Origin of the sequence: Enterococcus sp. DIV0876, assembly GCF_050529585.1 — a bacterium.
Taxonomy (GTDB): Bacteria; Bacillota; Bacilli; order Lactobacillales; family Enterococcaceae; genus Enterococcus_D.
Map to the genome: position 1 here is coordinate 361,893 of NZ_CP172882.1, position 25,582 is coordinate 387,474.

22 protein-coding genes are annotated in these 25,582 nt (G+C 40.8%); 18 read left to right on the plus strand and 4 right to left on the minus strand.

The features are described 5' to 3' along the window. Positions 1-79: 79 nt before the first annotated feature. The 14 genes from IGI41_RS01785 to IGI41_RS01850 all read left to right on the plus strand — a co-directional run bounded on the left by IGI41_RS01785 (position 80) and on the right by IGI41_RS01850 (position 15,170). Positions 80-919: a VOC family protein gene (locus tag IGI41_RS01785; RefSeq protein WP_430610942.1), complete on the plus strand. Its 840-nt coding sequence runs from the start codon at positions 80-82 to the stop codon at positions 917-919. Positions 920-1,035: 116 nt separating this feature from the next. Further along, on the plus strand, positions 1,036-2,046 hold the full coding sequence (locus tag IGI41_RS01790; protein WP_430610944.1) for a serine hydrolase domain-containing protein: 1,011 nt from the start codon (positions 1,036-1,038) through the stop codon (positions 2,044-2,046). Between the two features lie 45 nt (positions 2,047-2,091). Beyond that, positions 2,092-3,045 carry a mannose-6-phosphate isomerase, class I gene (gene manA / locus IGI41_RS01795; RefSeq protein WP_430612671.1) on the plus strand — a complete coding sequence of 318 codons (954 nt, stop codon included), beginning with the start codon at positions 2,092-2,094 and terminating at the stop codon, positions 3,043-3,045. Between the two features lie 461 nt (positions 3,046-3,506). After that, entirely contained in the window at positions 3,507-6,155 is a 2,649-nt protein-coding gene (locus IGI41_RS01800; protein WP_430610945.1) for an HAD-IC family P-type ATPase, read from the plus strand. A gap of 208 nt (positions 6,156-6,363) precedes the next feature. Next, the gene (locus IGI41_RS01805) at positions 6,364-7,503 is read left to right on the plus strand and encodes a cysteine desulfurase family protein (RefSeq protein ID WP_430612673.1); all 1,140 of its coding nucleotides are present in this window, start codon (positions 6,364-6,366) and stop codon (positions 7,501-7,503) included. A gap of 67 nt (positions 7,504-7,570) precedes the next feature. Continuing rightward, the gene (locus IGI41_RS01810) at positions 7,571-7,912 is read left to right on the plus strand and encodes a DUF1831 domain-containing protein (RefSeq protein ID WP_430610947.1); all 342 of its coding nucleotides are present in this window, start codon (positions 7,571-7,573) and stop codon (positions 7,910-7,912) included. A 167-nt stretch (positions 7,913-8,079) separates the two neighbouring features. After that, positions 8,080-8,925 carry an aldo/keto reductase gene (locus tag IGI41_RS01815; RefSeq protein WP_430610950.1) on the plus strand — a complete coding sequence of 282 codons (846 nt, stop codon included), beginning with the start codon at positions 8,080-8,082 and terminating at the stop codon, positions 8,923-8,925. A 13-nt stretch (positions 8,926-8,938) separates the two neighbouring features. Next, positions 8,939-9,550, plus strand: a complete 612-nt coding sequence (locus IGI41_RS01820) for a metallophosphoesterase (RefSeq protein ID WP_430610952.1) — start codon at positions 8,939-8,941, stop codon at positions 9,548-9,550. 200 nt (positions 9,551-9,750) lie between these two features. Next, complete coding sequence (gene amaP / locus IGI41_RS01825) at positions 9,751-10,314, plus strand: alkaline shock response membrane anchor protein AmaP (protein ID WP_430610954.1); 564 nt, start codon at positions 9,751-9,753, stop codon at positions 10,312-10,314. A 13-nt stretch (positions 10,315-10,327) separates the two neighbouring features. Continuing rightward, complete coding sequence (locus IGI41_RS01830) at positions 10,328-10,522, plus strand: DUF2273 domain-containing protein (protein ID WP_430610955.1); 195 nt, start codon at positions 10,328-10,330, stop codon at positions 10,520-10,522. 50 nt (positions 10,523-10,572) lie between these two features. Then, positions 10,573-11,094, plus strand: a complete 522-nt coding sequence (locus tag IGI41_RS01835; RefSeq protein WP_430610957.1) for an Asp23/Gls24 family envelope stress response protein — start codon at positions 10,573-10,575, stop codon at positions 11,092-11,094. A gap of 225 nt (positions 11,095-11,319) precedes the next feature. Next, positions 11,320-12,438, plus strand: coding sequence for a tRNA 2-thiouridine(34) synthase MnmA (gene mnmA / locus IGI41_RS01840; protein WP_430610959.1), 1,119 nt, complete (start codon positions 11,320-11,322; stop codon positions 12,436-12,438). A gap of 349 nt (positions 12,439-12,787) precedes the next feature. Then, complete coding sequence (locus IGI41_RS01845) at positions 12,788-13,165, plus strand: DUF1033 family protein (RefSeq protein WP_430610961.1); 378 nt, start codon at positions 12,788-12,790, stop codon at positions 13,163-13,165. Further along, entirely contained in the window at positions 13,098-15,170 is a 2,073-nt protein-coding gene (locus IGI41_RS01850; protein ID WP_430610962.1) for a DNA topoisomerase III, read from the plus strand. The genes IGI41_RS01845 and IGI41_RS01850 overlap by 68 nt, the downstream gene beginning before the upstream one ends. A gap of 208 nt (positions 15,171-15,378) precedes the next feature. Here the strand turns inward: IGI41_RS01850 and IGI41_RS01855 are convergent, their stop codons facing one another. From IGI41_RS01855 to IGI41_RS01865, 3 genes are read right to left on the minus strand one after another with little or no spacing between them, the layout of a single operon-like run. After that, complete coding sequence (locus IGI41_RS01855; RefSeq protein WP_430610963.1) at positions 15,379-16,932, minus strand: response regulator transcription factor; 1,554 nt, start codon at positions 16,930-16,932, stop codon at positions 15,379-15,381. After that, positions 16,925-18,358, minus strand: coding sequence for a sensor histidine kinase (locus tag IGI41_RS01860; RefSeq protein ID WP_430612675.1), 1,434 nt, complete (start codon positions 18,356-18,358; stop codon positions 16,925-16,927). Before IGI41_RS01860 ends, IGI41_RS01855 begins: the two co-directional genes overlap by 8 nt. Positions 18,359-18,368: 10 nt before the next feature. Continuing rightward, entirely contained in the window at positions 18,369-19,334 is a 966-nt protein-coding gene (locus IGI41_RS01865; protein ID WP_430612677.1) for an ABC transporter substrate-binding protein, read from the minus strand. Between the two features lie 259 nt (positions 19,335-19,593). Here IGI41_RS01865 and chvE point away from each other — a divergent pair, with 259 nt between their 5' ends. The 4 genes from chvE to IGI41_RS01885 all read left to right on the plus strand — a co-directional run bounded on the left by chvE (position 19,594) and on the right by IGI41_RS01885 (position 23,933). Next, entirely contained in the window at positions 19,594-20,691 is a 1,098-nt protein-coding gene (gene chvE / locus IGI41_RS01870; protein WP_430610964.1) for a multiple monosaccharide ABC transporter substrate-binding protein, read from the plus strand. A 169-nt stretch (positions 20,692-20,860) separates the two neighbouring features. Continuing rightward, entirely contained in the window at positions 20,861-22,390 is a 1,530-nt protein-coding gene (mmsA, locus tag IGI41_RS01875; RefSeq protein ID WP_430610965.1) for a multiple monosaccharide ABC transporter ATP-binding protein, read from the plus strand. 1 nt (position 22,391) lies between these two features. Next, positions 22,392-23,591, plus strand: a complete 1,200-nt coding sequence (mmsB, locus tag IGI41_RS01880) for a multiple monosaccharide ABC transporter permease (RefSeq protein WP_430610967.1) — start codon at positions 22,392-22,394, stop codon at positions 23,589-23,591. Positions 23,592-23,603: 12 nt separating this feature from the next. After that, positions 23,604-23,933 carry a PTS sugar transporter subunit IIB gene (locus tag IGI41_RS01885; RefSeq protein ID WP_430610968.1) on the plus strand — a complete coding sequence of 110 codons (330 nt, stop codon included), beginning with the start codon at positions 23,604-23,606 and terminating at the stop codon, positions 23,931-23,933. Positions 23,934-24,374: 441 nt separating this feature from the next. On the opposite strand, the gene IGI41_RS01890 is transcribed toward IGI41_RS01885, so the two are convergent. Beyond that, positions 24,375-25,484 (minus strand): ABC transporter ATP-binding protein, encoded by a 1,110-nt coding sequence (locus tag IGI41_RS01890; protein WP_430610971.1) that lies wholly within the window; start codon positions 25,482-25,484, stop codon positions 24,375-24,377. Between the last annotated feature and the right edge of the window lie 98 nt (positions 25,485-25,582).

A 25,582-nucleotide genomic window follows, 5' to 3' on the forward strand; every position in this document is an offset into this window, starting at 1 on the left:
TATTTTTGACATAGATTTCATTTGCTAGAATGGATTTTTATCAGTACAATGAGTACAAATGCAAGTAGGGGGAGAAAAAATGACAGATTTTTTATTGGGGAGCAGCACCAAATTATTGACTGTTGCAATTCGTGTCAAAGACCGTGATCAAGCGATCCTGTTTTATCGCGATATCTTAGGGTTCGAACTAAAAAGAGAAGAAAATGAATTAGCCATTTTTGGTTATAATGGAGACGCCAAAGAAGTTTTATGGTTAGAAGAAAGCCCAAGAGCAACTGACCATTCAGGTGAAATCAAAAAAATGCAACGCATTGTATTGGCAGTAGCGTCTTTAGCTGAAGCGGCAACAATTGCTAAAAATGTACAGCAACGGGATCTGAAATTTGAAGATATATTGTTTGAAAACAATCAATTAGGCTTTACACTAGCTGATCCAGAAGGAAATCTGATCGAAGTGTGTTATACAGCAAAAGATAAAGAAACAGTGCCCAGCAATGAAGTAGACTTGATCAATGCAGCACCTAAAAAGCCAGCGAAACTTTCGGCAGATGTTCGTTTTGGTAAATTATATTTACATGTCAGCGATTTGGCTAAGGAACAAGCATTTTTAGAAGATGTATTGGGATTGAAGACCCAAGAAGCTGAAAAACAGGCCTTTCTTTTGAATGATGGCGATTTTCAAGTTGGTTTAACACAAGCCCAAGGAGGCACCATTGATTTACCGACCCACGAAGTATTAGGTTTGGACTTCCTGAAAATCTCGATCAGTCAAGAAGATCTTGATAGCTTAGAAAAACATCTAACGAATGAAAATCAAGAATTTTTTATTGATAAAAAACGTAAATTATTAACAACTTATGATGCAATCGGCATTGAATGGTGGTTTATCGTTCAAAAAGAGCTAGTGGTTTGCAACTAATATATGGAATCATAAGATACTATCCCATGAGGGCAGTATCTTTTTTTGACTGGTGGATGTTGAATGAAAAAAAACATGCTAAGGTAAAGTGAGGAAAAATCGAAAGAAAGCAAGGAATGCGCATGTACGCAAAAACATTGGAATTGATAGAAAAGAAAATGCCCCACGTATTTCCAGGGGCAGTGATTCGGTTTATTGCGGATGGAGCGCAAGCAACTTATACATTGGGGCAGGCATCTGTTCTCCCAAAGCCGGAGAAAATGACAACAACACATCTGTTTGACATCGCATCTTTAACAAAAGTCATCTGCACAACGACTGTTATTTTGAAGTGTTGGGATCAAGGAATACTTAAAATGGAGGATCCTTTAAATAAATGGCTGCCTGAATTCAAAGATCCAGTTGTTACCATCAAGCATCTATTGACGCATACCGCGGCTATCCACACATGGATTCCTGATCGAGACCGGTTAACTGCACAAGAGCTGAAAAAGGCGTATCTGGGTTTAGCCAGTGACGGTTCAGCTGGGCAACGTGTGCAATACACGGATACGGGGTTTATTCTATTGGGTTTTCTCTTAGAAGAAATCTTTCAACAACCATTGATCAAAATCTTTCAAGAAGAAGTGTTAGATCCGTTAGGGATGTCAAATAGCGGATTCCCGCCATTTTCAAAAGAACAGTGCCACAAGATCGTTCCCACGCAAAAGCAAGCAGATGGGCAGATACTCAGAGGAATCACCCATGATCCCAAAGCGCGTATTTTAGGGGTTCATGCCGGCAATGCGGGATTATTCTCGTCAGTGGATGATTTGACGCGATTTGTGCAGGCTTTACTGATGAATCAGCCGCAGAAGCACCCCTTATTCTCAGAAGGCATCATTGATGCGTTGAAACAGCCGCAAACCAAAGGAGACCGCCTGCGTACATACGGTTGGGATCTTAAAGGTCCAACGCTGCAATTGTTCCATACCGGCTACACAGGTACGTTTATGTTGGTGGATCTCAGACAGCAGCGCGCGTTTATCTTTTTGTCGAATCGTGTTCATCCTTATGACCAACGGGAAGCGTATATCCAACATCGCGATGAAATTGTATCTTCTTATCTAAAAGAATCTCAAACGTAACACGTTTCATGTTATAATATCCACGAACAATTAGAGAGGGGATCAATTATGGAACCATTATTTATGAAACCTGTTTTTCAAGAAAAAATTTGGGGCGGCAGCCGTTTACATTCAGTCTTCGGTTTTGACTTGCCAAATGATAAGATCGGCGAAGATTGGGCGATCAGTGCCCATCCACATGGTGTCAGTGTCATTGAAAATGGACCATTCAAAGGCAAAACTTTGGTTGACTTATGGCGTGATCATCAAGAGTTGTTCGGTCACTCAGATGAAGCTGTTTTTCCACTGCTCATCAAGATTTTAGATGCCGAAGATGATTTATCGGTTCAAGTCCATCCTGATGATACCTATGGCTTAGCCCACGAAGGCGAATTAGGAAAAACAGAATGCTGGTATATTATCGATGCAGAACCTGGTGCCCAAATCATCTATGGCCATCATGCCCAAAGCAAAGAAGAATTGGCAGAAATGATCAAAGATGGCCGCTGGGACGATCTCTTGACCAAAGTGCCAGTCAAAAAAGGCGACTTCTTCTACGTACCTAGCGGAACGATCCATGCAATCGGCAAAGGGATCATGATTCTTGAAACCCAACAAAGTTCTGATACGACTTATCGCGTCTATGATTATGATCGGACAGATGATCAAGGACAAACCCGGGAATTGCATATTCAACAATCAATCGATGTAACAACAGTTCCTGCCCGGACACCTGAATTATCGATCAAAGAGGTCAAACAAGGAAGCTCTGCTGTTGTCACATATTTAGAAACCCCATTTTTCAATGTCTATGAATGGGAAGTGCGCGGCAAATTAAGTCTGCAGCAACAATCCGACTACACATTGATGACAGTGATCGAAGGCTATGGTCATTTGGTGATCGATGGTCATTCTTATGAGTTGAAGATGGGAACCAGCTGTATCTTGCCAAATCCAATCAAGAAATGGGAATTGGTAGGGGAATTAACCGTTATTGCTTCAGAACCTGGCAAAAAATAACTTATTTGATGAATTGCCTATCCAAAATAAATAATATATTTAATGCCCTAAGAGTATCTTTATTCTTTGGGCATTATTTTGTGCCGACAGCAAGTCAAAAAGAAGTGGTATGACTTAATCATAGCAAATACATAGAACGAAAGTTGTAACTTCTGCAGAAATAATCCGGGTCAATCTGCAACAAAGCAACTTAAAATGAGAACTGGTATAACCTGATCGAGTAATAAGGATGAAGTATCAAATAACAAATATTTATCCATGTTTATCCTAGCGTGTATGGGTGGTTTTTGATTCCTGGCTGACCCATTGCCATGGCGATAACAGATGCGCTATTTTTTGTTACATTTAACTGGATTTTAACAGGTTTTTAACCTAAAATTGAGCTAATGAGCGGGTTGTGCATAAAAGAGTATGTTGTATACGAGGAAAAAGGAGCATAGTGAATAAAGGAGGGGAAATAAATGGAATGGTTTCAAAAAGAAACAGATCAAGTGTTGGTGGATCTGCAGTCGAGCGTTGATGGATTAGCTGATGGAGAAAGACAAAAGCGGGTTGCTTCAGAAGGGAAAAACAGCTTAACAACTGAAAAAGAGGTCAGTAAATTAGCAAAATTTTTTCATCATTTTCATGATTTGTTGATTTATGTATTGATTATCTCTGCTGTATTAAAAGGAATAAGTGGCGATTTCATAGATATGTCGATCATTCTGCTTGTTGTGATCATCAATTCGATTATCGGTTATGTGCAAGAAGCAAAAGCTTCTGATTCATTGAAGAGCCTGAGTTCAATGATGAGTACAGAAGCAGTTATTTTGTCACAAGGGGAGAAACAGGTTGTCCCGGCTGAATCTTTAGTAAAAGGGGATCTTGTTTTTCTCAATCCCGGCGATATAGTGCCGGCTGATTTACGGTTGCTTCGTGCCTATAATTTAGTCGTCGAGGAAGCGATTTTAACGGGAGAATCCACGCCAGTGGAGAAACAAACGGCCTCGATCAAGGAGGAAGTTGAGTTAGGCGATCGAACGAATACGGTATACTCTGGTACGTTGGTCAGTAGCGGTTCTGGACAAGGGGTTGTCATCGGTACAGGGGATCAAACAGAACTGGGGAAAATCAGCCAACACTTGAAGAATATCGGTGATACGGAGACACCTTTGATCAAAAAAATGAAAACGCTAAATAAGCAGATTTTCTATACCTTAGTCGTATTGATTGTCGGTTTGGTTCTATTCAGCCTCGTTTTTCGTGATTTCACAGGCAATGAGTTGTTATCTGCGATGATTGCCCTTGCCGTATCCGCAGTTCCTGAAGGATTGCCCGCTGTGTTGTCGATCATTTTATCGGTGGGTGTTTCACGAATGGCGCACAAGCAAGCGATTATCAAAAAGATGCCCGCTGTGGAAACGTTGGGCAGTATGGGTGTCATTTGCTCTGATAAAACAGGGACACTCACAAAAAATGAAATGCATGTTGTTTCTGTAATAACGGCCGATGAGACCCTCAGTACGAAAGACAGTTATTTGGAAAAAGAAATGGATTTGAATCAAATCGAACAAAATCCACCTTTGAAAAAATTGATCGAAGCTGCCCTCTATTGTAATGATACCAAAATTTCATACAAAAACGGACAACGAGAAGTTATCGGAAACCCCACGGAAGGCGCATTGTTGGAATGGGCGAATCACTTGGCTATTTTGGAAGAAGAACACGATATCAGCAAAATTCCCTTTGATTCATCCTATAAATATATGGCGACACTGGTTGACATAGAAGACCGGCGAATGATTTATCTTAAAGGGGCACCGGATGTATTATTGCATATGGTCAGCGAACAGTTGCAAATTACTGGTAAGAAGGCCTTTCATCCGTTGTACTGGGAAGAGAAAATTGCCCAGCAAGCGAAGCAGGGGCAACGTATTTTAGCGGCAGCTTTCAAAGAAGTCCCAAGAGAGAAAGAGACGCTTACCCACGAGGATGTCAAAGACGGCATGGTATTGGCAGGCATATTTGGGATTATTGATCCGCCTAAAAAAGAAGCAATCGATGCTGTGCGTGTGAGCCAACAGGCAGGCATTTCAGTGAAAATGATTACCGGTGACCATAAAGATACAGCCGTAGCGATTGCCAAACAAATAGGGCTAAGAAATGTAGACCATGCAGTGGAAGGCAAAGACATTGAAGGATTATCAGATGCGGAATTGGCAGCGATCGTTTTGGATCACGATGTTTATGCGAGAACCACACCTGAACATAAATTGCGCTTGGTCCATGCGATTCAAGAAAATGGGCATATCGTAGGTATGACTGGTGATGGGGTAAACGATGCTCCAGCGTTGAAGCAAGCGGATATTGGTATTGCAATGGGGATCAAAGGAACACAAGTGACGAAAGACGCAGGAGATATGGTATTGGCAGACGATAATTTTGCCACAATCACTGGTGCAGTTGCTGAAGGTCGCAGAGTGTATGATAATTTGAAAAAGACCATCTATTTTTCCTTGCCTACGGCTTTTGCCCAAGGGTTATTGGTTGTTGTATCTATTTTACTAGACAATCCTTTACCCTTGACATCTGTTCAGATTCTGTGGCTGAACATGGTCACGACGATCACTCTTTCTTTTGCTTTGGGATTTGAACCACTGGCAAAGGATGCGATGAAACGGTCACCGAGAAACCCAAAAGAAAACATTCTGAATGGATACGCGATTTTTAGAATCGTATACGTCTCGATATTGCTTGCTGTTTTGGGTTTTTATATCAATAGTTTGTTGGATAATCGGGACGCCACTCCAGCGGTCATGCAAACAACCTTGATCATGACAATTGTGTTTGGACAAACCTTTTACATGATCAATTGTCGAGAAATCACACGTTTCTCATTAAATCGCAGTATAGTAGCGAATAAAGTGCTTTGGTTGTCATTACTTGCATTGTTTTGTCTGCAAGCATTGTTGTTATATGCGCCTTTCATGCATATAGCACTCGGAACTACTACTATCGGTTTTGATTATATCTTCTTATCCTTTATGGCCGGTATTGTTGTATTCGTATTGGTGGAAATCGAGAAATTTGTGACAAGCCTGTTGATGGGCAAGCAAAAAAAACAGTGAGAAAGATGGATAGATTCTGAGGCTGTGCGGATAGATATAGCCCGATGCATGTCAGCTACGATTGCCAAACAGTAGCAATCGATAAGGGGTGTTATTCCCAAAAAGTTGCAAGGTGTTTTACTGTATGCATCATCTTGCCAGAAAGATTAATGATAGACTCCGACACAAGTTCTGCTATAATGGCACATATGAAGGAAAGGTGAATAAAATGGTGTATTTAGACCACGCGGCAACAACGCCGATCCATCCTGAAGTGATCCAAGTGATGAGTGAAACGATGGCGACGGTTTTTGGTAATCCATCAAGTATCCATCATTATGGTCGGGATGCCCATACAAAATTAGAAACTGCCCGGCAAGTCATTGCAGAACAGTTAGGTGTCAAAGAACATGAGATTATTTTCAATAGCGGTGGCACAGAAAGCGACAATACAGCGATCATTGGTACAGCAATCAGCCAGCAAGCACTTGGCAAACATATCATCACGACCCAAATCGAGCATCCAGCTGTCATGCAGAGCATGCAGTACTTAGAAACACTTGGCTTTGATGTAACGTATTTGCCAGTCGATCAAACTGGACAATTAGCGGTGGCAGATCTAGAAGCAGCTTTACGGCCAGATACGATTCTCGTATCGATCATGACTGCCAATAATGAGACGGGTAATATCTTGCCAATCACAGCGATTGGTGCTGTTTTACAGGATCATCAGGCTGTTTTTCACACAGATGCTGTGCAAGCGTATGGGAAGATTCCATTGCACATTGTTGAAAATGGGATTGATCTATTAAGCATCTCTGCCCATAAAATCAATGGACCAAAGGGCGTTGGTTTTCTTTACAAACGTGATGGCATTTCATTGCCATCTTATATGCATGGTGGCGAACAAGAAGAAAAAAGACGAGCTGGCACAGAAAATCTGGTTGGCATCATGGGGATGGCCAAAGCGGCATCCTTGCTGACGGATCAAGTCCAACAAGAAAACAGTCGCCACTATGCGCAGTTTGCGGATGCTTTATTAGATATACTGCAAGAACAAGGCGTTGACTATCAATTGAATGGCAATCCTGCAAGCAAATTGCCGCATATTCTCAATCTGCGCTTTCCAGGTGTTAGCAGCGATTTGCTGTTGATGAAACTGGACTTAAAAGGCGTGGCGATTTCGACAGGAAGTGCTTGTACAGCAGGAAATGTTGAACCTTCTCATGTGTTGGAAGCGATGCTTGGCAAAGACCACCCGGCCATTCGGGAATCTGTCCGGATTAGTTTTGGCTTAGGCAATACAATGGAAGAAGTCCGTCAATTCGCTCAACTTTTAGCAAAAACGGTGTTGGCTTCGAGAAAGTAAGAGTTCGACTGGCTTTCTCTTCCAAAACTATTTATAATAAAAGAAATGAGTTAAATGAGGTGAAAGAATGGCATTTGAAACAAAAGCGACCGTCTTAGGTGCTGAAACGGTCTATCGCTTAGCACCAGAAGCAAAGCGCTATACATTACGAGACAATGGCTTCACTGAAACAAACGGCGGCAATTTCCAATTGATCCGCGGATTAGAAGCAACACCCCAAAGCAAAGAAGGATTTAAACTAAAAATTACGGTGGCAAAAGACATTCAGACATTTAAAATGTCGATCACAACAGCCAATGGCTTAAAAGCTGTCAACATTTTTAAAGATCCAAAACAAAAAATGCTGCAAGATAAATTTTACTTTCTAATGGACGGATTCATTAGCCGTGGTTTATTTGAAAAAGTTTAAACAAGCGATCAGCTTAAGTGTATCAGTATCTGCATTCTACGGAATGGGTACCGATACGCTTTTTTTGTATCTTTTGACTTTTCTTTTTATACTAGACCTAACAATTGGGGCACATTGTTTTATAGCTCCTGCTGTAAAAAGGTTTCAATCGGAAAGAAGGATAACAGATGAAGGACGACAAACGCAGAGGAACACAAGAAACCGTTGGTATGGGTACATGGCATATGGGCGATGATCCCGTCAAAGAACAAGCAGAGATCGAAGCTTTGCAAGCGGGGATCGATGGTGGATTGGTTGTCATAGATACTGCAGAAATGTATGGTGAGGGTGCAGCGGAAGAATTGGTTGGCAAAGCCATCAAAGACTATACCCGCAGCGATCTTTATTTGATTTCAAAAGTCTATCCTTGGCATGCATCAAAAGCCGAACTCTCTCAAGCGCTAGATCGAACATTGGCACGATTGGGTACAGAGTACTTGGATCTTTACCTCTTGCATTGGCCAGGGGATGTTCCACTTGCAGAAACCGTCAACGCCATGGAAGCTGCTAAAGCGACTGGAAAAATCCGCGATTGGGGGGTATCTAATTTTGATGTGGCCGAGATGCAAGCACTGATGCAAGTGCCGGATGGGAAACAATGTGCGGCCAATCAAGTGTTATATAATTTAGGTGCCCGCGGCATCGAATATGATTTGATTCCTTGGCTGCAAGAAGCGCAGATTCCTTTGATAGCCTATTCACCCATTGCGCAAGGCGACAGTCGCGGCAATCATTTTCGCAATGATCCGTTGTTGAAGGAAATGGCGGAAGAAAAGGGAATTTCTGTTTTCCAACTCTTGTTGGCATGGACGATTCGCAATGGTCAAACTTTAGCGATTCCTCAAACCAGCGATGCCCAGCATATGGTGCAGAACATTGAAGCGAAACAGATTCGCTTTTCAGCAGAAGATCTTGAAAAAATCGATGCCCGCTTTCTGCCGCCAACAAAAAAACAACCATTAGAAGTGATTTAGGAAGGGGAATGGAATGAACTTTTTTACCGCAGACACCCATTTCTTCCATGAAGCATTGCTGGGAGAAAATGATTTTGCACCGCGTCCATTTGAAACCATAGAAAAGATGCATCAAGTAATGATAGCAAGTTGGAACCATGTGGTGACTGATCACGATACTGTTTATCATCTAGGAGATGTTGCGATGCATCCGGCCTATGAAAAAGGATTTCCTGAGGTCTTAGCCTTGATCGATCAGCTGCAAGGAAAAATCGTGTTTATCAAAGGCAATCATGATACGCGGTCATTTTTTCGTTATCTAAAAAACAATGATCCAGGTTTACTAGGAAAACCAAAGTTCGCATTTGAAGATGTCGGCGCCTTGATCAAGTTCGATCATCAGCAATTTTTGCTGACGCATTATCCGATGTTATTAGGTATCACCAAAAATAGTCGAAACCTTCATGGACATATTCACCATTATAGTGTACCCATTGCAGAGAATCTGAATGTCGGCGTCGATGCACCAGAACTAAATTTTCTCACACAGCCACGTCCATTTGGCCAACCAATCTCTGAAAATGAACTTACATTGTTGTACCAGCGAAAAAGTGAAGAGCTGGCGAAACTTTCTCACGGAGAATAACAACTTGATCGTTGATTTTGGGTATCTGATTTGATTCTGAGACGAAGGGGAACTCTTTGACAGCAAGCCCTATGAAAAAGAATGGCTTTATTGCAAAAAAAAGCTCTTTCTCAAAAAATAATCAATTTCAGGAGTTATTATTTGATGATATTTTGAGAAATGTGTATGCTTTAAGTAACAAGCAGCAAAGGAGGTTGCCAATGCGTAAGATTTCTAAAGTGATTTTGGTCATCGGATTGTTCATGTTGTTACTGCTCTTTTTCTTTGGCATGATTGCCACGCAACAGGCAGTACACTTGCCTTTTTATCTGATACCACTAGCAGAATATCCTTGGATCGGCTCTTCCATGAACATGTTCATCTTCTGGTTGTCAGCTGGCTTTGCTTGTTTTACGATCTTGGCGATCATCGTGGTTCTATTATTCCCTAAACGTTCAGATTGCTTGATCATCAAGCACCAAAGCGGGAATTTGGAGATCCAAAAGAAAGCCTTGGAACATTTTGTTGTTCAGAAAGCTGAGGAAACAGATTTCATTCATCAACCATCAGCAAAAATCAAAATCGTTAAAAACAAAGTTTCTGTCAAACTAGATGGTGAGATGAAGCAGACAACGGATATAGCACAAAAGCAAGAACGCTTAGTGACGGATATCAGTGGGAGTTTGCAACAACTATTTGGGGTCGAAAGCAATATTCAAACAGAAGTCATCTTGAAAGATGCCGAAACAAAACCCACAACGCATGAACAGCCACGGGTGGTATAGGAGGAAAAATGAAATGAATGAATGGTTCAGTCATTATAAAATTCCAACTATTTTTGCAGTGTTAGGTTTGATTCTAGCGATTCTATTGATTACGATCGGCTTTTTGAAGACCTTGTTGCTGATCATTTTCACTGCACTAGGCACGTATTTGGGGTTTTATCTAAAAGAAGTCGGTTTCTTTGAGCAATTTCAAAGACCGCAACGTTAAAATTTGGTAATATTATATTAATTTAAAAAAGATATTAGGAGGAATGTACGATGGAAAACCAAGTAAAACCAACAACAACAGGTGTTAAAGGAGAATTAACTTACGAAGATAAAGTTATTCAAAAAATCGTAGGCATTGCATTAGAATCTGTAGAAGGTCTATTAACAGTTGACGGCGGCTTCTTCTCAAATATCGCTGGTAAATTAGTAAATACCGATGATGTCACTTCAGGGATCAACGTTGAAGTCGGCAAGAAACAAGTTGCGGTAGACTTAGATATCATTGCTGAATACGGCAGTGACATGACAACGATCTATGATGAAATCAAAGACGTTGTATCTACACAAGTCAACAAAATGACAAACTTAGATGTGATCGAAGTCAACGTGAATGTGGCAGATGTCAAAACACGTGAACAATTCGAGAAAGATTCTGAAACAGTCCAAGATAAAGTCAGCAGTGCTGCTGAAACAACTGGCGACTTTGCTTCTAAACAAGGACGTAAAGCCAAAGGTGCGTTCAATAGAACAACGACTAAAATCCAAGAAAACAACGAACCTCGCGTTCAATAATCTCATATAACCTCAACGACCAGTCGACAGACTGGTCGTTTTTTGTCTGCTGCAACAGGTTATCCCTTCTTTCTTCTATATATAAATCATTAAAGAATCCAAAAGATGAAAAACTTCCCGTGAAGTTTTTGGTGTTTTGATGTATAATGCAAGATACTGAAAAGTTGCGACCTTCAAATCGTAGATGATTTCAGAATCTATAATTGAAATGATGGTGATTCAATCATGTCTAACGAAAACACCCGAGTGGTGGTTGGAATGAGCGGCGGGGTGGACTCGTCGGTAACAGCACTTTTGCTGAAAGAACAAGGGTATGATGTTGTCGGGATCTTTATGAAAAACTGGGATGATACCGATGAAAATGGCGTCTGTACCGCAACGGAGGATTATAAGGATGTAGCGAAAGTCGCTGCCCAAATTGGGATTCCCTATTATTCTGTCAATTTTGAAAAAGAATATTGGGATCGCGTGTTCGAATATTTCTTAGCAGAATACCGTGCAGGAAGGACACCCAATCCAGATGTCATGTGTAACAAAGAAATCAAATTCAAAGCCTTTTTGGATTATGCGATGGATCTTGGTGCAGACTATGTTGCCACTGGCCACTATGCCCAAGTCACCGTGGATGAAGATGGCGTGACCCATATGTTGCGTGGCGTGGATAACAACAAAGATCAAACCTATTTCTTAAGCCAATTGTCCCAAGAACAATTAAGCAAAACGATGTTTCCTTTAGGCGGCATGGAAAAATCTGAAGTACGGGCGATTGCCGAACGTGCTGGGTTGGCCACTGCCAAGAAGAAAGATTCAACGGGTGTTTGTTTTATTGGCGAAAAGAATTTCAAACAATTTTTAAGCAACTATTTACCTGCCAAAAAAGGCAATATGGTGACATTAGATGGTGAAGTCAAAGGGCAACACGATGGTTTGATGTACTATACGATTGGTCAACGTCAAGGTCTTGGTATCGGTGGCGGCGGTGCTACCCAAGAACCTTGGTTTGTGGTTGGGAAAGATTTAGCGACCAATACACTATATGTCGGTCAAGGTTTCCATCATCCAGCATTATATGCGGATCGTTTGGAAGCAAGTGAAATTCATTTTACAACCAACGAAGACCATAAGACAACGTTTAAGTGCACAGCTAAGTTTCGTTATCGTCAACAAGATGTGCCAGTTACTGTCCACTTGTTGGATGGCGATCGTGCAGAAGTGATTTTTGACGAACCTGTTCGGGCAATCACACCTGGTCAAGCAGTCGTCTTTTACGATGGCATGGAATGTTTAGGTGGCGGCTTGATCGACGCAGCTTACAAAGAAGCCAAAGAATTACAATACGTATAACAAAAAATGACCAGCAAACCACTTGTTTGCTGGTCATTTCAATCTATGTATAAAAAACTTACCCTTTTTCCTGCGCAATGAATGGTCAATAGAAGATTTTTTTTCAGACTAAAAAATAAATCACGTGTGGTATTTTTTATTTACGTTCTTGTTATATTCACTTTCGTTTTCTTCTATGCTAGACTAAGGATGGAAGAAATTTACTGTAATCTTAAATGAATCAAACAATGTTTAAAAAAACGATGATTTTATGAATGTTTTTAAGGGTGCTTAATTGTTGAAACTTATTTCTTGCAAGTTTAGGTAAAAGTGACTAATATGATAAAGGAATCGTGAAAGGAGCAATGGAATGTATCAAGTTGTAGTCATGTATGGGGATAATGAACCATGGTGGTTTTTTGAAGGATGGCAGTCAGATATACAAGAGGCATTCACATTTGCCACCTTTAACGAAGCAAAGTCATTTTATGAAAATAAATGGCAAGAAATCAGAAGTGATTATTCTTACATAAATGCAAAATCAAACTTTATGACGGCTTTTTGGAATGAAGAAGATGAACGCTGGTGCGAAGAATGCGACGATTACCTTCAACAATACATTGGGATAGCACTACTCAAAGAATATCAACAAGTCGTCGATGAAAGCGAGAAAGATTTTTATGAAACAACTAATTCTAGCGGAAAAACCAAGCGTTGCCAAAGACCTCAGCAAAGTGTTGGGCTGTGAGCAAAAACATAAAAATTATTACGAAGGACCCAAGGTAATTGTCACTTGGGCCCTTGGTCATTTATTGGGTTTGAAAATGCCTGAAGATCTAAATAAAGACTGGGCGAACTGGCAGATGGAAACTTTACCGATGATTCCCAAAAATATTGGTATCAAACCGTTGCCAAAGACTGGGCATCAATTAAAAGCCATCAAGCAATTGGCGCAACGCAAAGATGTGTCAGAAGTCGTGATCGCAACCGATGCCGGTCGGGAAGGTGAACTAGTAGCGCGCTGGATCCTTGAGTGGGTTCGTTTTGATAAACCAGTCAAGCGTCTGTGGATTTCTTCCCAAACACCTAAAGCAATCAAAGATGGCTTTGCCAAACTGCAACCAGCCCGAAATTATGACAATCTTTATCATTCGGCACTTGCAAGAGCAAAAGCCGATTGGCTGGTAGGACTGAATGTGACACGGGCATTGACGGTCAAATATCAAGATAATTTAAGTGCGGGTCGTGTCCAAACACCGACCTTAGCTTTGGTGCGAGAGCAAGAATCAAAAATTGAAGGATTTCGTCCGCAAACGTATCATGTGATCAGCTTGACGGTTGGGGAAGCGAAAGCGAAACTTCAAATGAAAAATCCATATCAATTGAATGAACGGGCAGATGCAGAAGCATTAGTCAAAACGATGAGTCAGCAAAACGGTCGTGTGACGGCAATTGAGGAAAAAATCAAAACCGAATCTGCTCCATTACCTTATGATCTAACAGAAATCCAACGAGAAGCCAATCAGCGTTTTGATTTTTCTGCGAAAAAGACCTTGTCATTGGTGCAAAGTTTGTATGAAGTCCATAAAATCGTGACCTATCCGCGAACAGATTCGAAATACTTGACCAATGATATGAAGGCGACCATGAAAGAGCGTCTGCAAGCAGTCGCTGATTTTGCGCCAGAAGTCAAAGGTTATATCAAAAACGGTGCAATTGTCCAGCAGCAAGCAGTTTTTAATGACAAAAAAGTCAGTGATCACCACGCGTTGCTGCCAACAGAACAACGTGCGCGTTATGAGAAGCTTTCAAACGATGAACAACGTATCTATCAAATGATCGTGGCTCGTTTCTTGATGTTGTTTGCTAAACCCCACAAAAAACAACAACAGAAAGTAACGGTTTCTTTTGGCGATGAACATTTTGTCTTTACCCATAATACGATTCTTGAAGCCGGTTGGAAAACAACCGCCGAGGATGAAACCAAGGCAATGCCGTGGCAAAAAGACAGTACCGTTAAGCCAGTATTTACGATCCAAAAAGAACTAACAACGCCGCCGAAACCATTAAATGAAGGTACACTTCTAGGCAAAATGGAAAAACATAGTCTGGGTACTCCGGCAACAAGAGCCGAGATCATCGAAAAATTGATCAAATCTGAATTGATGGAGCGGACACCAAGCGGTTTGCAAGTATCACCAAAAGGCAAGCAACTGCTGGTATTGGTCAATCCTTCATTGGTAACACCGGAATTGACAGAAAAATGGGAGAAAGAATTAGAATCGATTGCCAAAGGCAGCTATTCAGCGGACACGTTCCTTGCCCAAATCGAAAAAGATACCAAGCAATTGGTCAAAGAAATCAAACAAAGTGAAAGCAAATACCAAGACTTCTCCTTAACGCAGAAAAAATGTCCAGAATGTGGTGAGCCGCTACGAGAAAAAAGTACCCGTGACGGTAAAATCTATGTCTGTTCAAGTAGCACATGTAAATATCGACGCCGGAAAGATCCGAAAGTATCGAATCATCGTTGTCCACAGTGCCATCGTAAAATGGAAATCATTGAGGGGCAAAAAGGCGCTTATTTCCGTTGCAAATTTGACGGTACGACAGAAAAAATGGCGGACAAAAAAGAGCGCAGCAAGAAGCTGACGAAACATGAAGAACGCCGTTTGATGAACAAGATCAACCAAGAAGAACCACAAGAGAGTCCATTGGCTGCAGCATTGAAAGCGGCGATGGAAAACAAGTAAAGTCTTGACTGCACTTTATGATTAGTAAAGAGAAAAACCTCAAAAACATTGTTTTTGAGGTTTTTTTGGTGCGAGGAGCGCCCAAAGAATATAGCGTGTATTTTTTTAGCATCTGCGAATGATGACAGTACGACGGTTGAAACATATAAAGCACTGTTTCTTTAGGATAGATTGAAAGGAGGGCTTGTTTGGTCGAAAAAACGGGCGGTCAGACATGTTTTTGCCGATATTCTTTCGGAGAGATTTTTTCTTTCTTTTTAAAAATAAATGAAAAATAGTTGGGGTCGTTATAGCCAATATCAAAAGCAATATCGGCAAGGCGTAAGTTTGTCGTAACCAACAGTTCTTTGGCAAGTGCGATTCGTTGGTTCGTGAGATACTCGATAAACGTGGAATCTGTGGCCTGTGAAAAAATCGTGCTAAAGTGCGCAGGACTCAAATGGACTTTTTCTGCCACCAAATTGAGAGAAATATTCGGATCTGAGAAATGTTCGCTAATGAAACTCTTTGCCTGATTAATCACACTTTGATACTTTGCCATTGCTGGTTTCACTGTTTCTGAGACCAATAGATGCAACAGTTCAGTTAAATTTTTTTGATATTGGTTTTGATCACGGGTCAATTTCGCCAAGAAATCTAAATCGTGGTCATGTTCTGCAACCTCAGGGAGTTGCTGATGTTCTTTTTTCTTGATCAATGCGAGTAATTCTACCAACACAAAAAGCCGAAACATGTGGGTACGTTCAATATTTCCTTGGGGCTGCATCAAGTCTACGATCAAAGCATCCATATTTTGTATACTGGTTTGTGCGATTCTCGAAGCCAAATCGATTTTAAAGGGGTTTGTAGGGGAAAGTTCTCCTTCCCGCATGTCATCTTCATAGCTAATGATTTTATCCTTGCGAATGTTCCCATATGTTTGCAGCATATCTTGGGCTTTTTCGTAAGAATAACCAATAGATGAAAAACGCTCTGCAATGGGGCCAATCGAAACAGCGATCTCTTCTCCGAAGCCATGCACCAAACTTTGGGCCATTTGATAGGCTTTTTCTAATACCTGTTCTCGGCCATAGTCAAATAGCAAAAATTTGATAAAGCGACTTGAGACACTAGAAAAAAGGACCGTTTCATCTTGTCCATAACTTTGTGTCAACTGTTCACTGAAACGCGTATAATCAGAAAAACTTTGACTACTAGGTGTTTTTGCCAAGAGTACACAAAATTGTTTCCCTGAAAAAGAGCGATGCAACCCCTCTGCTTGTTGTATCGCATCAGAAATCAGGATGTTGTCGTGAAACAATTGATTTAAGAAATGATTTTTTTTGATTTCTAACGCAAAACGGGCATCTTCTTTGGGCAAAGTTTGATTATGGGCTTTCTGTTTGTTTAGTTGCGCAACAACTTTTTCGATCGCGAATGCCAGTTCATCATTTTTGATTGGCTTCAGCAAATAATCATCTGCTTGTAATTGCAGTGCGGTTTTGGCATAAGTAAAATCATCGAAACCACTGATAAAGATAATTCGTACTTCTGGCAGCAGCTTTTTGGCTTCTTTTGCAAAGACGAGACCGTCCATGAAGGGCATTTTGATATCAGTGATAATAATATCCGGGCGTATATCTAAAATCGATGCCAGGGCCAACTCTCCATCTGCTGCTTCATCGCTATAAATAATGGGGTAAACCTTAGATAGTGTCATGATTTGTTGCCGTAAATTATCACGAATGAGATGTTCATCTTCCACTATAAATACTTTATACATGGGTGATTTCCTCCTTTTTAGGCACACGGATCATAATTTGCGTGCCTTGCATATGCTGACTATTGATAGTCATTTGCGCTTCACTTCCATAATTTAATAACAGCCTGCGATAAACATTATAGAGACCGTAGCCACTGGATGGGTCAGGATCAGTATTTTCTCTTAGATTTTTTTGAATCGCGCGCAAACGCTCTGCATCGATTCCTGCACCATTATCCGTCACAGTCATCTGCACCATTTTCGGTAATTCTGATACTGTGACCGAAATTTTCCCTACTCTGCGAACAAACTTTGTTCCGTGGTAGACAGCGTTTTCAATGAGTGGCTGCAAAATCATTTTGAGGATGAGTACATCTTGGCTTTGGACATGGTTTTCGATGGTATAAGAAAGCATATCGCCGTATCGTATTTGCAATATCTTTAAGTAATCATCCACATGACGCAATTCCTTCTCGATAGGAATCCAATCATGTCCTTTACTTAAAGATATACGGAAGAAATCAGACAGTGCATAGGTCATTTCGGTTGCTTGCGCATATCGTTCTACTTCGATCAAAGATACAATGGCATCTAGGCTATTGTAAATAAAGTGGGGTGTGATTTGTGCTTGTAAAACCCGCACTTCGCTTTGCGCCAAATGGTATTGCTTTAGGGCATTTTCTTCCAGTAACCGTGTTAAGTCATCCGCCATTTTATTTAGACTACTTGTTAATGTACGCAACTCCGGTGTCTCTGGCAATTCAGCACGGAAATTTAAGTGGCCTTGAGACAATTCGTTGGCCAACTCCAATAACCGATCGAGGGGATATTGCAAATTATCATGAACAAAGCGACGGTTTTTATTGATAATATAGATAATCACGAAAATCAATAGTACTTGAAAGAATATCAATAGTAGAACAGATTGGACAAGTTCATGGTTGGTCTGACTGGCTAAGCTGATTTCGACACCAACAAATTCTTGCAGTATTTCAGACAATAAATCAATCACAGAATCTACTTGTATCATCACATATTGATTTTGTTCGATAGGCTGATCCTGATTGATGTTATCGATCAAATGTTGCTGATAGGTTTCCAAAGTATCAAGCGTGCGCAAAGCGACGTCAAGTGTATTGGCTTCTTTGGCAGTGCTAGTATTCTCACGGATATGCAAGACATCATGACGCAGTTCATCGATCACATTTGCCTGTTCCACATCTGAAACCGTGCGTTGACCAAAGACCAAATCCCACATTTCTTCCAAAACGATAGTATCCACTTTGGCAGACAATTGATTGGCTTCTTCGATATTGTTGATCGTATTTTGATAGATAAATATTTGTCGCGCATAAAATAAACTGCTGATCAATAAGGGGATAAATGCCAGTATGATCATAAGAATATTCGTTTGTTTAAAAATATGATTGATCCCTTTGTTTTTCATTTGAGGCACCTCAATAATTTCTCGGCGGAATTTGGCTGAAATCCATATCGCTGGAGAAAACTGTTTCATGTACATAAATCTCTTTCGGAATCGCATCGGCACCCCGCTTTAAATATCGATTGATCGCATTTTTAACAAAAACGCCAGCCTCTGGATTACATTCCACTACGCAATTCACGAGGCCTTTTTTTAAATTGTCGATCATCTCTTTTTGGGCATCGATCGTTACGATGATCAAATCTTTTCCTGGCACAATATCTGTTTCTTCGAGGGCTTCCAAGGCCCCGATCGTCATTTCATCATTATGGCTGAATAGGACATCGATGGACGCCATTTTGCCTTCTTTGATATACGTTTCAATCACTTCTTTTCCTTTTCGACGAATGAAGTCGCCACCGATGGCATCTTGTACTTGAATCGTGACATTATTTTGTGCTAAATCTCTTTGGATGGTTTCGCGAAATCCTTCAGAACGCAGTTGCGTAGGCGAGGTATTGTCTAAACCTGTCAATTCCAAGACATTGATCGTTGTATTGGACTGCCCACGGAAATAATTACTGACATATAGCCCAGCCCGATTGCCTTCAGCTTTAAAGCTAGGGCCAATATGTGTCAGAAACAAAGAAGAATCGTTGACTGATACGTGCCGATCCACGACAAAGACGGGAATACCTGCCTGTGCAGCTTCTTCTAAAATCGCCTCCCAACCATCCTCTTGCAGTGGTGTAAATACGATGGCATCAACTTGATAGACAATAAAGCTGCGGATGTCTTGAATTTGACGATCTTGATTCATATAGCCGTTGCGATAAAGAACTTCGTATCCTTCTTTTTCTAATTCAGTTCGAATCGATTCCGTATGGCGTTTGCGCCAGCTGCTTTCAGTACCGGATTGAGAGAACCCGATCACGATGCTTTGCGTGGCGTTCTCACTTTCGACAGGCTTGCTGGAAGCACAACCTGATAGGCAGATCATGCCAATCACAAAGAAATATTTGATCCATGATTTATTCATCTTTTTCACCCCTAACCTCTATTCTAACAAAAAAAAGGAAACGCTTTAACTGATTTATCAAATCGAAAAAAAGTCTGGGTTTTCATAAAAAATCCTAGGAATTAAAAAGAGAACCGATGGAATCAGAATAAAACAAAGAGAATATCAAAAAAAAGTGAATGTAAGCGATTTCTAATTTTCGTATACTGTTCATGTAAATAAAGAAAACGGAGGGGTTCAAATGAAAGGAATTATTCGTAAATGGGCATTATTGGCATCGACATTGGCAGTGGGCGGAATGTTAGCAGCTTGCGGCAATGGCGCTGAAAGCAGTGGCGGCAGCGGAGATAAAGGTTTTGTAGGTATTGCGATGCCAACGAAATCAGCAGAGCGCTGGATCGCAGATGGAAACAACATGGTTGATGAGTTAGAAAAATTAGGCTACAAAACAGATTTGCAATATGGAGAAGATAAAGTAGAGAACCAAGTAGCCCAAATCGAAAATATGATCACAAAAGGTGTCGATACCTTGGTAATTGCTTCAATCGACGGTTCGGCATTAACAGATGTTTTAGAAAAAGCCCACAACGAGGATATCAAAGTCATTGCCTATGACCGTCTACTGATGAACTCCGAATATGTGGATTACTATGCAACATTCGATAATTTTGGTGTGGGGGTTTTACAAGCCTCATATATTGAAGAAAAATTAGGTTTGAAAGATGGAGAAGGGCCATTTAATATTGAACTATTTGGCGGCTCTCCTGATGACAACAATGCGTTGATCAATTATAACGGTGTGATTTCTGTCTTCCAACAATACTTTGATAGCGGTCAATTGGTTGTACCGTCTGGCCAAACCAACTTCAATCAAATTGCAACTTTGCGTTGGGATGGTTCAACTGCCCAAGCACGGATGGATAATTTGTTAAGTGCCAATTACACCGATAAAACATTAGATGCCGTGCTATCACCATACGATCCAATTAGTTTAGGAATCATTTCTTCTCTAAAAGGTGTTGGTTATGGCTCTGATGATAAAGTCTTACCAGTGATTACAGGACAAGACGCGACAATAGCAGGTGTAAAATCAATCATTGCTGGTGAACAAACACAAACGATTTTTAAAGATACACGGGTCTTAGCGAAGAATACGATCGAAATGATTGAAGCAATTGCAAATGGCGAGGAAGTACCTGTGAACGATACGGAAACCTACGATAACGGTGTGAAAGTTGTGCCGACATATCTATCTAACCCTGTTTCAGTCGATATTGACAATTATAAAGAAGAATTGATCGATTCAGACTATTATACTGAAGCTGATTTAGGTCTTTAAACAACGCTAATAAGTGAATGACTGTTGCAGCATGAATCCACGATAACAGATGAACAGTGAGCTGCATCCTGCATCAAATAGGATGCAGCTTGTTCATTTATCAGTATCATATCTATGTGCTGGAGTGGGTCGAATAGGAATATACATACAAGAAAAGGGTGAAGGAAATATGGCAGATAATATTCTGACGATGGAAGGTATCATCAAAGAATTTTCAGGCGTCCGTGCATTGAACAACGTCAATCTATCCATCAAACGAGGCGAGATCCATGCACTATGCGGTGAAAATGGTGCAGGGAAATCGACGCTCATGAATGTTTTAAGCGGGTTATATCCTTATGGCAGCTATGAAGGCGCGATTCACTATGAAGGCGAATTATGCAAGTTCAAAGATTTGCGCGATAGTGAAAACAAAGGAATTGTGATTATTCATCAAGAGTTAGCGCTAAGTCCTTATCTATCGATCAAAGAAAATATCTTCCTTGGCAATGAACAAGCCAAGCATGGCATCATTGATTGGGATTTGACTGAACGTAAGACAGACAACCTCTTAAAGACGGTTGGCCTGCGGATGGATCCCAATACATTGGTTTCTCAGATTGGTGTGGGACATCAACAATTGGTTGAAATCGCCAAAGCTTTCTCAAAATCAGTTCAATTGTTGATTTTAGATGAACCGACGGCTGCGTTGAATGAAGAGGAAAGTGCCAATTTATTAGAATTGATCAAAGAATTTCGCAACCAAGGGATCACCTCCATTATTATTTCCCATAAGTTGAACGAAGTGGTCAATGTGGCAGACCGGATCACGATCCTAAGAGATGGACAAACGATCGAGACAATCAGTGGGGCGGATATTTCTGAGGATCGAATCATTCGTGGGATGGTCGGACGGGATTTGACAAATCGTTATCCAGATCGCCATCCAGATATCGGAGATGTCTTTTTTGAAGTCAAAGATTGGACGGTCCACCATCCAATCGACAATCAACGTATTGTGAATGATCATCTGAATCTGATGATTCGCAAAGGTGAAATTATTGGTATTGCCGGACTGATGGGGGCCGGACGTACAGAATTTGCCATGAGTGTATTTGGCCATTCTTATGGCAGTCATATCTCAGGGGAAATCTATAAAGAGGGGCAACCCATCTCAGTCAAAGATGTGCCGACTGCTGTCAAAAATGGTCTTGCGTATGTTTCTGAAGATCGGAAAGCTTTAGGGTTGAATCTCTTAATGGATATCAGAGAAAACACGACGATCGCTAGTTTATCGAAAATCAGTCATCAAGGTGTGATCGATAAAGAAAAAGAAGTGACGATGGCAGAAGAGTATCGTAAAAAGATGCGTACCAAAACCAATTCAATCTATCAAAATGTCGGTAGTCTGAGTGGGGGAAATCAACAAAAAGTTGTTCTTTCTAAATGGTTGATGACTGAACCAGACATTTTATTTTTGGATGAGCCAACACGAGGAATCGATGTAGGCGCAAAGTATGAAATTTATACGATTATCGAAGAAATGGCTGCAGCAGGCAAAGGCATTTGTATCATCTCGTCTGAATTACCTGAATTATTGGGGATGTGTGACCGAATTTATACAATGAACGAAGGCCGTTTTACAGGAGAAGTATTAAGAGAAGATGCCAATCAAGAATTATTGATGAACTTGATGACACTAGAAGAGAGTAGGGTTTGATATGGAAACAACCAATAAATTAAAAAAAGAAAAAAATCATTCAATCAAAGACAAAGCGTTAGAAATTTTTAGCAAATATAGCATGATCATTATTCTAGTCTTTTTACTGATTGCGTTTCAAGCAATGACAGATGGGATATTTTGGCGACCATTGAATATCACGAATTTGGTTCTGCAAAATAGTCATATCCTCGTGTTGGCCGCTGGTATGCTCTTAGTTGTGCTGTTAGGTCATGTTGATCTTTCAGTCGGTTCAGTCATGGCATTTGTAGGAGCGATTGCTGGGGTATTGATGGTCAATCAGGGAATGAGTCCTTGGGTTGCGGTACCTATTTGTTTATTGATGGGGGCACTTATTGGTGCTTGGCAAGGCTTTTGGGTAGCTTATGTTGGGATCCCAGCATTTATTGTGACTTTATCCGGTCTGTTGATGTTTAGAGGGTTGACCCAAGTTGTTCTTGGCGGACAGTCGCTGGCCCCATTTCCCAGTGCTTTTCAAAAAATCTCAACTGGGTATTTGCCAGATATTGTTGGTGGAGAACATATCCATCTATTGTCAATGATTTTGGGGGTGCTCATCACATGTGTTTTGATTTTTGGTCAATGGCGGACAAGAGAAAGACGCAAAAAGAATTTGTTTGAAGTAGAATCTACAACTACCTTTATGTTGAAATCTTTATTTATTGCGGTTGTTTTCATTGGTGCAACCTATGTGTTTGCATCATATCAAGGGTATCCGATCATTTTGATTTTGTTGGGCATTATCGTGGCGGCTTATGGCTTCTTGACCAATAAAACAGTAGCCGGCAGACAAATATACGCAACAGGCGGAAACAAGAAAGCAGCAGAACTATCTGGTATCAAAACCAAAAAAATCACTTTTTGGGTTTTCGTGAATATGGGTGTTATGGCAGCCTTGGCAGGTCTTGTATTGGCAGCGCGGTTAAATGCTGCTACCCCGCAAGCAGGGACATCGATGGAACTAGATGCGATGGCAGCTGTTTACTTTGGCGGTGCTTCAACATCGGGTGGTATTGGTACGATCATGGGCGCCATCGTAGGTGGTTTAGTCATGGGTGTCTTGAATAATGGGATGTCGATTTTAGGTGTTGGTGTTGACTGGCAGCAAGCCATCAAAGGTCTGATTTTGCTATTAGCTGTTGTCCTTGACATTTATAATAAGAAAAAGAAAATTTCTTAGGAGGTAGATGAGATGAATGAGGTACCTCAAAAAACGATTCTCTTGATTTGTACAGCTGGGATCACAACTGGTTTGTTAGTCAAAAACATGCAACGGGCAGCGGATGAAAAAGATTTGGCTCTTCACATTTACTCTGCACCAGCAATCATTGCAGAGCAAATCATCCAACAACAGACAGTAGATGCATTGTTGATTGGTCCCCAGTCAAAATATGAAATCAATCGTTTGAAAGATTTCCTTCATTACAAAGCAGTTCCCTATAAATTGATCGAAGCATCGGATTACGAAGCGCTTGATGGCGAAGCGGTGTTGCAGGAGAGCTTACAGCTGTTAGGTCAATGATATTTTATTCTCTATCTTTCAATCATGCCCCCTTCCTCAAAAAACCTCAAAACATTGTTTTTGAGGTTTTTTTTATGGGTGAGAACGTAAGCGTAAGAGTATGGTAGGCACTTTTTATTTGAAGATATGATCTTCAGTCAGATGGATGAAGGCTGTGAAAGGATAGACCGTTTCAAGTATAACTGAAACCGATGGGAGAGAATTCCAACGTATCATAATGATAGGGACAAAATGATCCATGTTCACCTGATCCAATGATTGTTGAATGCAGCGGAGTGGCTTTTTGGTCATGACCGCAATAGATTCAAAATAGCAGACCCAAAAAGAGACAGTCGTAAGACTGTCTCTTTTTAGGGGATACAAATAAGGAATAAAAGTGGATATTAGTTAAATGCGACTGCCTAGGGGGCAAATCCGAGAACAGCGCACGGTAACTACAAATTAAGGTAATGTGATGACATTTTCTGAATCTTTATCAAAGAAGTGGGCTTTGTTGATATTGAAAGCCAAATCAACTGTTTCACCTGGACGATGGAAGTCGCGGGCATCTACTTTAGAGATAAATTCAGTGGCACCAACTTTTGTATAAAGCATTGTTTCAGCACCAAGTAATTCTGATACAACAACTTCGGCACGAACAGTTGCTTCTGGAGATGTTTCTAATGCGATTTGCTCGCTATGGATATCTTCTGGACGAATACCAAAGACTAATTCTTTGCCTTCATATCCTTTTTCAACGAGAACTTTGTTTTTCCCTTCAGGAATACGCAAGTTTAAGCTTTGGCCATCTGAAATGACGCCATTTTTCAGCGTTACGTTGAAGAAGTTCATTGCTGGTGAACCGATAAATCCGGCTACAAACATATTTTTCGGTGTATTGTACACTTCTTTTGGAGAACCGATTTGTTGGATGAAACCGTCTTTCATGATAACGATCCGGTCAGCCATGGTCATTGCTTCTGTTTGGTCATGGGTAACATAGATTGTTGTTGTTTCCAAACGTTGGTGCAATTTCGCGATTTCGGCACGCATTGCTACACGCAATTTCGCATCCAAGTTAGATAAAGGCTCATCCATCAAGAAGACTTTCGCATCACGGACGATGGCACGGCCTAAGGCAACCCGTTGACGTTGTCCACCTGAAAGGGCCGCTGGCTTACGTTCCAAATACTCAGTCAAGCCTAAAATCTCAGCTGCATTTTCAACACGTTTTTTGATTTCTTCTTTGTCATACTTACGCAGTTTCAATCCAAATGCCATATTGTTGAATACAGTCATATGCGGATACAATGCGTAGTTCTGGAATACCATGGCGATATCGCGGTCTTTAGGAGCTACATCATTCATAACTTTGCCGCCGATGCTCAATTCACCTTCAGAAATATCTTCCAAACCAGCGATCATCCGTAGTGTTGTTGATTTACCACAACCAGAAGGTCCAACAAAGACGATAAACTCGCGGTCTGCGATATCTAAGTTAAAATCTGTTACAGAGTAATTATCATTGTTGTCGTATTTTTTGTGAATACTTTTTAAGGCCATTTCTACCATTCGGATTACCTCTTTCGATTTAGTTTACATGCTTATCATAAATGAAAACGCTTCTATCAGACAACGTAAACATGCACAAGAAAAAAAGCGTTTTCTTG

What these genes read in the sequence shown, in the direction of transcription:
- IGI41_RS01810 (WP_430610947.1), top strand. Translation starts at nt 7,571, where the DNA reads ATGGCATTTGAAACAAAAGCGACCGTCTTAGGTGCTGAAACGGTCTAT.
- IGI41_RS01835 (WP_430610957.1), top strand. Translation starts at nt 10,573, where the DNA reads ATGGAAAACCAAGTAAAACCAACAACAACAGGTGTTAAAGGAGAATTA.
- IGI41_RS01785 (WP_430610942.1), top strand. Translation starts at nt 80, where the DNA reads ATGACAGATTTTTTATTGGGGAGCAGCACCAAATTATTGACTGTTGCA.
- IGI41_RS01820 (WP_430610952.1), top strand. Translation starts at nt 8,939, where the DNA reads ATGAACTTTTTTACCGCAGACACCCATTTCTTCCATGAAGCATTGCTG.
- IGI41_RS01805 (WP_430612673.1), top strand. Translation starts at nt 6,364, where the DNA reads ATGGTGTATTTAGACCACGCGGCAACAACGCCGATCCATCCTGAAGTG.
- mmsA (WP_430610965.1), top strand. Translation starts at nt 20,861, where the DNA reads ATGGCAGATAATATTCTGACGATGGAAGGTATCATCAAAGAATTTTCA.
- mnmA (WP_430610959.1), top strand. Translation starts at nt 11,320, where the DNA reads ATGTCTAACGAAAACACCCGAGTGGTGGTTGGAATGAGCGGCGGGGTG.
- IGI41_RS01865 (WP_430612677.1), bottom strand. Translation starts at nt 19,334, where the DNA reads ATGATCTGCCTATCAGGTTGTGCTTCCAGCAAGCCTGTCGAAAGTGAG.
- IGI41_RS01790 (WP_430610944.1), top strand. Translation starts at nt 1,036, where the DNA reads ATGCGCATGTACGCAAAAACATTGGAATTGATAGAAAAGAAAATGCCC.
- IGI41_RS01800 (WP_430610945.1), top strand. Translation starts at nt 3,507, where the DNA reads ATGGAATGGTTTCAAAAAGAAACAGATCAAGTGTTGGTGGATCTGCAG.
- IGI41_RS01830 (WP_430610955.1), top strand. Translation starts at nt 10,328, where the DNA reads ATGAATGAATGGTTCAGTCATTATAAAATTCCAACTATTTTTGCAGTG.
- chvE (WP_430610964.1), top strand. Translation starts at nt 19,594, where the DNA reads ATGAAAGGAATTATTCGTAAATGGGCATTATTGGCATCGACATTGGCA.
- IGI41_RS01890 (WP_430610971.1), bottom strand. Translation starts at nt 25,484, where the DNA reads ATGGTAGAAATGGCCTTAAAAAGTATTCACAAAAAATACGACAACAAT.
- IGI41_RS01860 (WP_430612675.1), bottom strand. Translation starts at nt 18,358, where the DNA reads ATGAAAAACAAAGGGATCAATCATATTTTTAAACAAACGAATATTCTT.
- IGI41_RS01845 (WP_430610961.1), top strand. Translation starts at nt 12,788, where the DNA reads ATGTATCAAGTTGTAGTCATGTATGGGGATAATGAACCATGGTGGTTT.
- IGI41_RS01855 (WP_430610963.1), bottom strand. Translation starts at nt 16,932, where the DNA reads ATGTATAAAGTATTTATAGTGGAAGATGAACATCTCATTCGTGATAAT.
- IGI41_RS01815 (WP_430610950.1), top strand. Translation starts at nt 8,080, where the DNA reads ATGAAGGACGACAAACGCAGAGGAACACAAGAAACCGTTGGTATGGGT.
- mmsB (WP_430610967.1), top strand. Translation starts at nt 22,392, where the DNA reads ATGGAAACAACCAATAAATTAAAAAAAGAAAAAAATCATTCAATCAAA.
- IGI41_RS01850 (WP_430610962.1), top strand. Translation starts at nt 13,098, where the DNA reads ATGAAACAACTAATTCTAGCGGAAAAACCAAGCGTTGCCAAAGACCTC.
- amaP (WP_430610954.1), top strand. Translation starts at nt 9,751, where the DNA reads ATGCGTAAGATTTCTAAAGTGATTTTGGTCATCGGATTGTTCATGTTG.
- IGI41_RS01885 (WP_430610968.1), top strand. Translation starts at nt 23,604, where the DNA reads ATGAATGAGGTACCTCAAAAAACGATTCTCTTGATTTGTACAGCTGGG.